Consider the following 9,258-nt stretch of genomic DNA (forward strand, 5'->3'; position numbering starts at 1 on the left):
TGCTCCGCGACGGCACCTTCTACGAATCCCGGCGTCCCACCGTCGCCCTCGCAGCATGACCACATGACCATCAGAAACCATCACAAAACTGGCGGCGTGGCCTTGACGAAAGACATAGAGGCACCCCCGGGGGGGGCCTCCGGCCGTAACACCTCGTAACCCCACGGGCCTGTTCGTTCCTCACGTTCTGTGAGATTCAGCGCGGGGTCAGGGCACTGGGGCGGGGCCGAGGCTGGAGTCGAATGGGGTTCGGCGCTGGTCACGCTCACAGCCCGCCCAAAATGGGGTCCCGGTAGTAACCAGTCGCCGCGAGCGCGTCGGCCTGCGCCTCTGGGTGTTGATCGCGAGGACTGACCCGCTCGACACCAATCCTTATGCCCGCCAACGTAACGCGAAGGCCCGGTGGCGTGACACTGGCGTGGACACGGGTTGCGTTACACCCGCCACCTGTGCTGACATACGAGCACAGGCGCTGTAACGCGAACGATCGTTCGTGTCGCTTCACCGCCGGGGCCCACAGGTTAGATGTCCGACCAAGGGAAGTCGCTAACTCCGGATCCCGCGCCAGTGCCGAGAGCCCGCCCCCGCTCGCCATGCGACCGAGGTACTCCCGGGCAGGCGGACGGCGAGGACGGTACGGCCGGTCGTAGCGCTGGTGGGCGCGTAGCCCCGGGGCGCGTTCGGGGTCGGGTTGGCGGCTGCCGCGTTCCCGGTGGCCGACGAGTGGGGCAAGAAAGACGTCGACACTCCGCAAGCAGCTCACACTCCAGGAAACCATCTCGTTTAACACGAATGTCCCTTGTGTTAGCCTTCTCATTATTTTACAAAAAATATACAAGAAAGACGTTTGACATGCGCGTAGACGTTTCGTCGCACATGTCGCGGCGCATAGCCGTTGCCTCCACGGCGGTACTCGTCGCCGGCGCGCTGGTGGCGACGATGTCCCCGGCAACGGCTGGTCCGGTCGGCGAAGGCGACGGTCCAGCGGCCGCGGTATCAGCGGCCGGCAGGCCGGTGATCACCGAGGCCGCAAGCCCCGAGGCGGCGCTGGCCGCCGCCCGCGCCGGAAACCGGCGCGTCGAGGTCTTGGACCTGCGCACACCCACGGACACCACGTGGGCGAACCCCGACGGGACCCTGACCACCGAACAGGCCGCGGGCCCGATCCGGACCATCAAGAACGGCGTGTGGGTGCCCGTCGACGCCACCCTCCAGCAGCAGCCGGACGGGACCGTCGCCGCGAAGGCGGTCCCCGACGCCCTGGTGCTCGGCGCCCCGGGCGGCACCCCCGCCGCGTCCGCCAAGGCCGCCGCCGATGCCCCGGTCAGCCACGCGCGGGACCTGGTCACCCTCGGCAAGGGCGACCGCACCATCAAGGTGCAGTGGAAGGGCGGCCTGCCCAAGCCCGTCCTGGACGGCACCCGGGCCACCTATCCGAACGCGGTCCCCGGCGCGGATCTGGTCGTTGATGCCACCCGGACCGGGTTCGAGCAGTACCTGCGACTGAACACCACGCCCGCGCAGGTCGGCGCGGCCGGCGCACCGGTCGTGCTGCCCCTGGAACTGCCCGGCGTCCAGGCGGTGCAGCGGCCGGACCAGTCGGTCGACTTCGTCTCCCGCGAATCCGGGGCTACGGTGGCCACCATGCCCGCGCCACTGATGTGGGACGCGAGCGTCGACCCCAACTCCGGGGAACGCACCCGCACCAAGCGGGTGCCGATGACCGTGACGCAGGTCGGTGACAGCGTTGAGCTGCGCCTGACCCCGGACGCCGGCTGGCTGGCGGACCCGGCGACCCGGTACCCGGTCATGGTGGACCCGTCGACCACCAGCCTGAGTGTGCTCTTCGACGCGTTCGTCCAGGGCGGCGACGCCACCGACCAGTCCGGCAACACCGAGCTGAAACTCGGCTGGCCCGGCGACTACGAGGGCACCGGATCCTCGAAGGTCAAGCGCACCGCACGCTCGTTCATGACGTTCGACACCAACGGGTTCGCCGACGCCCTGGTGTCCAAGGCGACGCTGTCGCTGTTCAACCACCACTCCTGGTCCTGCGAGCAGCGCGGCTGGGAGGTCTGGGCGGCGGGCGCCGCTGACAAGAACTCCCGGTGGACCAACCAGCCCGCCCTGACGGAGAAGGTCGCCGTCTCGACCGCCACGAAGTCCGGCGCGTGCAACACCGCCGGCCGCGTGGAAGCGGACCTGACCAAGCTCGTACAGACCTGGTCCAGCGCCAAGGCCACCACCGGGTCGATCGCGCTGAAGGCGAGCGACGAGAACGACACGTACGCGTGGAAGCGGTTCTACTCCTCGGAGTACACCGACAGCGCCAAGGTGCCCACCCTGACGGTGACTTACAACTACCGGCCGAAGAACGGCGCGAACCTGCAGGCGGGTCCGCTGTTCACCAGCCGCGGCGGGGTGTTCAAGACCGACACCACCACCCCGGTACTGCGCTTCACCGCGGCCGACTCCAACGGCGGCGACGACCAGGTCCAGGGCACCATCGAGGTCACCGACCAGGCGACCGGCCAGGTCGCCGCGACACTGACCACGCCGTTCGTCCCCGCTGGCGGCACCGCGCAGGCCCAGGTTCCGGCCGGGAAACTGACCGAGGGGCGCACCTATACCTTCCGCGCCACCACCTTCGACGGCACCCACTGGGCCAACGGCTGGTCCCCCAGCGCCACCTTCGCCGTCGACACCACTTGGCAGCTGACCGCGCCGGAGAAGACCCTCGCCACGGTCACCACGGCACTGGAAGCCGCCGACGTGACCGCCGCCACCAACAGCGACACCACCCGCGCGGCCATTGCCTACACCACCCCGCCGACGGTGGACGCCGAAGGCAACCCCACCGGCGCGCCCACCGTCAACGCCGGCGTCACCGTCGGCATCCCGTACAAGGCGGCCAACCCCGTCGAGGCGACCGGTGACGGTGACCCCACCACGACACTCGGCCTCGCCAACCCCGACCCGGGCACGACGGCCGACGGCGTCAACATCGGCGGTTACGTCGTCTACACCAACCCCAACGGGTCCGTAGACACCGTTGTCCAACCCGCCGTGGACAGCAGCGTCCGAACCCTCCAGATCATCAGGAACAATTCCGCGCCCCACGGCTACAAGACCTCGATGAGCGTGCCGGCCGGAGCAGTCCTCAAGACCGCCGAGGACGGATCCGTCGCGCTGTACTCCGGCACCGGCCAGGACGCCGCCCCGCTCGGCGCCGCGTTCACCCCCTGGGCCAAGGACGCCAACGGCAAACCCGTGCCCACCCGCTACAGCGTCGACGGCACCACCCTCGTCCAGACCGTCGACTTCGACCAGAACACCGCGTTCCCCGTCGTCGCCGACCCCTGGTGGAACCCCTTCTCCAGCAGCTGGCGCACCGCCTGGAAGATCACCCGATGCGTCGGTGCCATCGGAGCCTTCATCGCCGGCAACGGGCTGCTGATCACCAAGGCGGCCAAGTTCGGTGGTGTGTTCCGCGGAGCCAAACTCATCGTCCAGGCCGGCAACGCGACCGAACGGTGGAAGCTCACCGTCGCCATCTTCGGCTACGTCAGCGGCGTTTCGGGGGTGGTCTGGGGATGTTCCTTCTGACAGCGCCCCGCCACAAAGGAGGGATCCCATGACGCTCACGGGCTTCATCACCGGTGTGTCCCAGGGGCTGCTTGGACTCGCCGCCGTCGTGTGGGTGTTCGTCGCGGCCGCAACCGCGATCGACAGCCGGCGCAGGAGGAGAACCCCGGGCACCCTGCCCCGTAGCCACCCCCGGCTTCGCAGGAACGACGTGTTCTGGGCATTCATGACGGTGTTCGGCTCGGTGGGTGTGGCGCTCCTGATCCGCAGGCAGTGGGAATACGTGGGCTTCTCGTGGCTGGTGGCCGCTCTGTTCGCGGTGCCCTGCGCCACCGTGGCGCAACGCGCTCGCCGGACGGAGCGGAGCCCGGCGTCGGACGGCCCCTTCGTGCTGTGGGTCTGCGCCGTCCCCATGGCGCTGGGCCTGTGGATGGGGCTACTCGGCCTGTCGGCGGTGTTCACGGGGATGTAGCTCGCACGACATCCGTTCGAACACGACGAACATGCGGCCCCGGCTCGCGTTCGTGGTGCCCGACGGACGAGGCATGCCGGTGTACCAGCGTCCCGACCGGGTGCTGGTACACCGGCGTGGTATCCCCACGTGCCTGTTCGTTCTTCACGCTCCGTGAGATTCGGGGTGAGGTCAGGGAGGCGGGGCGGGATCGAGGCTGGGGTCGAACGGGACGGGCGGGATGTGCAGACCATCGGCGTTGTAGTCGCCGAAACGACGGATCTGCTCGTACCGGTATGGGCTGATCACCGCCAGATCGGCGGAGTCCACCTCCCAGCCCTCGGACTTCAGCTGCCGCACCACCTCGGTGAGGTCCACCGCTGTGGAGAAGATGACCGAGTTGGCGACCAGGTCCAAAAACTTGACCGCCTTCTCCTGCTGCTCGGGATCCCGGCTGGTCAGCGTCCCCTGACTGCCGAAGGCCAACCACTTGGAGTGAGGTGCCTCGAACTTTCCGGACAGCAACCCCAACTACGCTTGGGGAACTCCGGAAAGGAAGAGGAAGATGGCCCACAACAAGCCGTACTCGCGAGAGTTCAAAGACGAGGCCGTCCGCATGGTGCTCGACGGACCGCGCCCGGTCTCCCACGTCGCCATGGAACTCGGCATCAACGACTCCACCCTGTCGAACTGGGTGAAGGACCGTAAACGGAAAACTGTCGGCCCAAATTCCATTCCGTACACGGAGAAAAGCGGTAGGGAAGCGGAGCTGGAACGCGAGAACCGCAAACTGCGTGAGGAAAACGCGTTCCTAAAAAAAGCCGCATCCTTCTTCGCGGCCGAGACTCGGTAACGGATAAATACGAGCTCATCGACACGGAGAAGGCGAACCACGCGGTCATCGACATGTGCCGATGGCTGGAGATCTCACGCTCCGGATTCTACGACTGGCGAAACCGCCCGACTTCCGCAACCAGGGAGCGCAGGGAAAGGCTGAAGCTGATGATCGTGGAGATTTTCCGGGTGAACCACGAAACGTACGGATACCGCAGAATCCACGCCGTACTGGAACGCTCAGGCGAACACGTCAGCCCCGAACTCGTCCGCCAGCTGATGCGGGAACGCGGACTTCAGGCCTGCCAGCCCCGCCTCCGGTAACCACCGATCCGGACCGCCACCACCGGATCCCCGATCTGGTCAGCCGTAACTTCACCGCGGACGCCCCGGGAATGAAATTCGTCGGCGACATAACCTACATCCCCACCTGGGAGGGATTTCTTTATCTGGCGACCTTCATCGACTGTTGTACTAAGAAAGTCGTCGGATGGTCGATGGCCGACCACTTCAAGACTTCACTGATCGAGTCCGCGATCGACATGGCAAAAATCAACTCACGCATCAAAAAGGAGGCGATATTCCACTCCGACCGGGGCTCGAACTACACTTCTCTAGCATTCGCAGAGAAGCTTGAAGCCCTGGGGATGCGGCAATCGGTCGGACGTACCGGAGTCTGTTGGGACAACGCTATGGCCGAATCATTCTTCGGAGCCCTGAAGAACGAGTGGCTGAGCCGTTACGAGTTCATCGACAGAGCCAAGGCACGCACTCAGGTTGTCAAATACATAGAAGGGTTCTATAATCACCGAAGACTGCACAGTGCGCTCGGCTACAGGACTCCTCAAGAAGCCGAGGATGAGCACCAGAACGTAGAGCTGGCGGCGTAGAAAAACCTTAAATCTGTTGTCCGGAAAACGCGAGGCCCCTCAGTGCTATTTTCGACTGATGCGCGCACACCATATTGACCGCCCAGCCGACCTCGACGTGGTCCGTGAGTCCTACGACCGGGTGGCCGACAACTACGCCCACATGGTGGTGACGACGGGAGTGGGTGACGTCCGTGGTCATCCATGGCTCAAGGCAGCAATCGATGCCTTCGCTGACACCGTGAGCGAGCTCGGGCCCGTCCTTGACGTCGGCTGCGGACCCGGAACGGTGACTGCCTACCTTGCCGAACGCGGACTCGACGTGTCCGGGGTGGATCTCTCTCCTCGGATGATCGAGAACGCGCGCCGTCTTCATCCGCAATGCCGCTTCAGTGTTGCCTCTGCCACCGACCTCGATCTTGGTGAAGCGTCCCTTGGCGGCGTGCTCGGGTGGTGGTCACTGTTCAACCTCCCCCGTGACGTCCTTCCTCAGGTTCTCGCCATGTTCGCGCGCGCGTTGAAGCCAGGCGGACACTTCATCATCGCAACACACGTCGGCGACGAAGACGCGGTGCGCACCGAGGCCTACGGAGGTGTGCCCGTTCGTTGGACGACACACAAATGGCGGCCGGAACAACTCGTGGACCTGATCGAGCAGGCTGGACTGCGCCCGGTCGCCGAACTTCGGCTCCCTGCGGATGAGCAAAGCGGACCGGGTTTGGTTGTCATGGCCAAGCAACCCGGCTGAGGATCAGGCGTCGGAAGCGGCACAGGGCCTCGTGCCGGGGAAAGCTCCGCCGGACGGCGTTGCCCACTTGGGCTGAGAGTGGTCTGACTGTCATGGTCACCGGGTTGGTCGTCGCCGGTGACGGGGGGCAAAGTTGTGGGCTCGGTCCGGGTGCTCCGGCCCAAGCCGGGCGACACGTGGCACCCCGACGAGGTCCTCATCAAGATCAACGGGAAGATCCGGTACCTAGGGCGGGCCGTCGACGCCGACGGCAACGTCCTGGATATTCCGGTGACCAGTCTTCGTGACAAGGTCCTGCGGTCACACTGGTTGGAGTTCCGGTTCCCGCTGCTGTGCGGATGCGGGCTTGGGCTCCCACGACCTGGTGGTCCGGGCATAGCCGTAGATGACTGAGGCCATCGCCAAAATGAGCAGGGGTCCGCACAGCCACGGGCGTCCGGCCATCTCCACCGACAAAAAGCGGTACGACAGCAGGAGCACGGCGAATACCGTCGCGCCGTAGGTGACCAGCCGGATTCCCGACCGGTCCCAGCCGCGGTCGAACGAGCGCATCGCCGCCTCGACCGTGAGTACGAACACCACGCCGGCTACGAGGTCCACGCCGTAGTGGTAGCCGAATCCCAGCGTGGCCGTGAGCGTGGCGACCAGCCAGAAGGCTCCGGCGAACCGCATGAGCCGCGAGCCCTTGCGGGAATGGATGAAGAGCGCGGTGGCCCACGCTGTGTGCAGGCTGGGCATGCAGTTGCGCGGGGTGATCCCGTCGAACTGGATCGGGTGCGGGGACGTGATCGACGGCGGTGTGTTCGGCCAGAGGTCGGCCACCGCCCACTGCCCGCCGTCGGCACCGTAGGCGAAGACCGGCCCGACCACCGGGAAGATCATGTAGAAGGCGGGCCCGATCAGGCCGATGACCAGGAAGGTGCGCACCAGGTGGTGGCCCGGGAAGCGGCGCTCGACCGCCACGTTGCGCAGTTGGTAGAGCCCGACGAGGGCCGCCGCCAGCGGGAGTTGTCCATAGACGGCGCCCAGAACGTGGGTGCTGACCGGGTCAGTGGCCTGGACCATCCGACCTACCAGCCACGACGGGTCGCCGAGCGCGTGGTCGGCGGTCGCCACGTACTGGTCGAGCACGGCAGGGCGCGTCTTGGACGTGATCAGCAGCCAGGCGTCTCCGGCCTTGTGGCCTGCCACCAGCAGGAGTCCCAGCCCGGTGCCCTTCAGCAGCAGGATTCGTTCCTGGCCGGTGCGGCGTGTGACGGCGATGACCGCACAGCCCAGGACCACCCAGACTGCGCCGTTGCCGAAGTTCATCCTGGCATCGGTCAGCCACCGCACCAGCCAGAAGGCGAGGTCGATGCCCATTGCGGCACCGGCCGCGATGAACCGTTGCCGCCAGGTGAGTACCACCATCGTCAGAGCCAGACCGGCGTACAGCCGCGGCCCCGAGTCAGGTGCGAACACGACCTCTCGCACCTGGTTGGTGATCGGTCCCCGGGTGTCGTAGTGACGTGCGACGACCTCGAGGGTGATGAGGAATCCGAGGACCGCCGCACCTGCGGCGGTCCACAGGACCGTCTGGGGCCGACGCTGTTCGGCGACTGCGGTTCTGCGATTTATTTGCGCGGGAATCTGCAATTTCATGGATATCAATCGCCTGGTCGGTTTATTGGAATTCAGTGAATAGAGTGTCCGTCAAGCCCGTGACAAAATCCTTGCGCGGTCGGCCGGTCGGGCGTGACCGGTCCGGCGATTCAACCCCTGGGGTGGCGGAATGAATCGGCCGTGGATCATGGACAACTTGCGGGTGCTGATCGAAGCGCTGCTGCCGCCCCGACCGGAGCTGTCATCGGGGCCACCCTCAGTGCCGGACCGGCTGTGCCTGCCTGGTGCTCTATACACCCTGGTCAGCGAGGCGGCCCGGCAACTCCTGCCCGCGGCAGCGGGCTTTGGCTCTGGACAGAACCGTCCGTGCTGACTTAAGCGGTGACAAAAGGCCGGGTCGTTCGACCGGCTGCACTGCATTCTGCTTGTCGAACCAGGTGCGGCTGCCGAACTCGACTGGTCTCGTGTGTGGGGGTACGGCATCCACATCCGCGCGACGAGGGGGCCGCCGAAACCGGCCCGTCGCCGAGCAGGCGACCCAGGACGGGCAGTGAAAACCTGCTGATCTGCGACGGAACAGGTACGCAGCTGGAGGTTCTGACCAGCGCGGCCATCTTCAACGGTGCCGTCCAGCCCCGGGCCGATGGTGCCCCGCCGGTGGCGGGCCGCCCCCACTGCCACGCCCGCCAGAACTGCCCTGCGGCCCTGCTCGGCGACAAGATCCACCGCTCCAACGGAAACCGCTGTCAGGAGCGCGGAGGCCGCATCCTGTCGGTTATCCCCTGTGGAGATCAACGTGGCGTCCAAGGTTCGGGCAGGCTTCGTTACGCCGCGGAGCAGACCTTCACCCCGCTGCATAGTCTCGGATATTCAGCGACATACGGGTATCTGACGCAATGTCATGCAAAAGGCGCCCCTGACCTGCCAGAATGCGATTGTCTAGAAGGTATCCGGCAGGAACAAGTGACACTTGCAAGGTGAAATCTACAGGGTGGGACGACCGGCTGTCTGTGACGGCCGCCGCCCAAGGAATCGTCGGGCACGCCGGAGCCGCCCTCCTAGGGCCTGTTCTGGGTTCGGATCATGATGTGGCGGGGTGGAGCCCGCGGATCCAGACGATGGCACCGCGTAGGTGGAGCCCGGCGAGGTAACTCTCGGGAGTCTTGTCG

At 66.0% G+C, this 9,258-nt stretch carries 5 protein-coding genes and 2 pseudogenes; 5 read left to right on the forward strand and 2 right to left on the reverse strand.

Going from position 1 to position 9,258, the window contains the following annotated elements; all coding sequences use genetic code 11:
• The first annotated feature begins 852 nt into the window (after nt 1–852).
• Nucleotides 853–3,606 carry a DNRLRE domain-containing protein gene (locus tag AC0Z36_RS28775; RefSeq protein WP_485466015.1) on the forward strand — a complete coding sequence of 918 codons (2,754 nt, stop codon included), beginning with the start codon at nt 853–855 and terminating at the stop codon, nt 3,604–3,606.
• Between the two features lie 28 nt (nt 3,607–3,634).
• Entirely contained in the window at nt 3,635–4,057 is a 423-nt protein-coding gene (locus tag AC0Z36_RS28780) for a hypothetical protein (RefSeq protein ID WP_485466016.1), read from the forward strand.
• A gap of 171 nt (nt 4,058–4,228) precedes the next feature.
• Here the strand turns inward: AC0Z36_RS28780 and AC0Z36_RS28785 are convergent, their stop codons facing one another.
• A complete protein-coding gene (locus tag AC0Z36_RS28785; RefSeq protein WP_485466017.1) occupies nt 4,229–4,522 on the reverse strand; it encodes a Tn3 family transposase in 294 nt (97 codons plus the stop codon).
• Between the two features lie 79 nt (nt 4,523–4,601).
• Between AC0Z36_RS28785 and AC0Z36_RS28790 the strand changes: the two are divergent.
• The 3 genes and pseudogenes from AC0Z36_RS28790 to AC0Z36_RS28800 form a co-directional block, all read left to right on the forward strand.
• Nucleotides 4,602–5,760 (forward strand): annotated as a pseudogene (locus tag AC0Z36_RS28790) (IS3 family transposase).
• A 58-nt stretch (nt 5,761–5,818) separates the two neighbouring features.
• Entirely contained in the window at nt 5,819–6,487 is a 669-nt protein-coding gene (locus tag AC0Z36_RS28795) for a class I SAM-dependent DNA methyltransferase (RefSeq protein ID WP_485466018.1), read from the forward strand.
• 147 nt (nt 6,488–6,634) lie between these two features.
• Nucleotides 6,635–6,778 (forward strand): annotated as a pseudogene (locus tag AC0Z36_RS28800) (DDE-type integrase/transposase/recombinase); the annotation flags it as partial.
• Between the two features lie 9 nt (nt 6,779–6,787).
• Here the strand turns inward: AC0Z36_RS28800 and AC0Z36_RS28805 are convergent.
• Nucleotides 6,788–8,128: a phosphatase PAP2 family protein gene (locus AC0Z36_RS28805; RefSeq protein WP_485466019.1), complete on the reverse strand. Its 1,341-nt coding sequence runs from the start codon at nt 8,126–8,128 to the stop codon at nt 6,788–6,790.
• Nucleotides 8,129–9,258 lie beyond the last annotated feature (1,130 nt).

This window comes from Kitasatospora sp. UYEF31 (assembly GCF_057291755.1).

Excerpts from the sequence above, each read along its gene's own strand:
- AC0Z36_RS28795 (WP_485466018.1), top strand. The coding sequence starts at position 5,819 with ATGCGCGCACACCATATTGACCGCCCAGCCGACCTCGACGTGGTCCGT.
- AC0Z36_RS28775 (WP_485466015.1), top strand. The coding sequence starts at position 853 with ATGCGCGTAGACGTTTCGTCGCACATGTCGCGGCGCATAGCCGTTGCC.
- AC0Z36_RS28805 (WP_485466019.1), bottom strand. The coding sequence starts at position 8,128 with ATGAAATTGCAGATTCCCGCGCAAATAAATCGCAGAACCGCAGTCGCC.
- AC0Z36_RS28780 (WP_485466016.1), top strand. The coding sequence starts at position 3,635 with ATGACGCTCACGGGCTTCATCACCGGTGTGTCCCAGGGGCTGCTTGGA.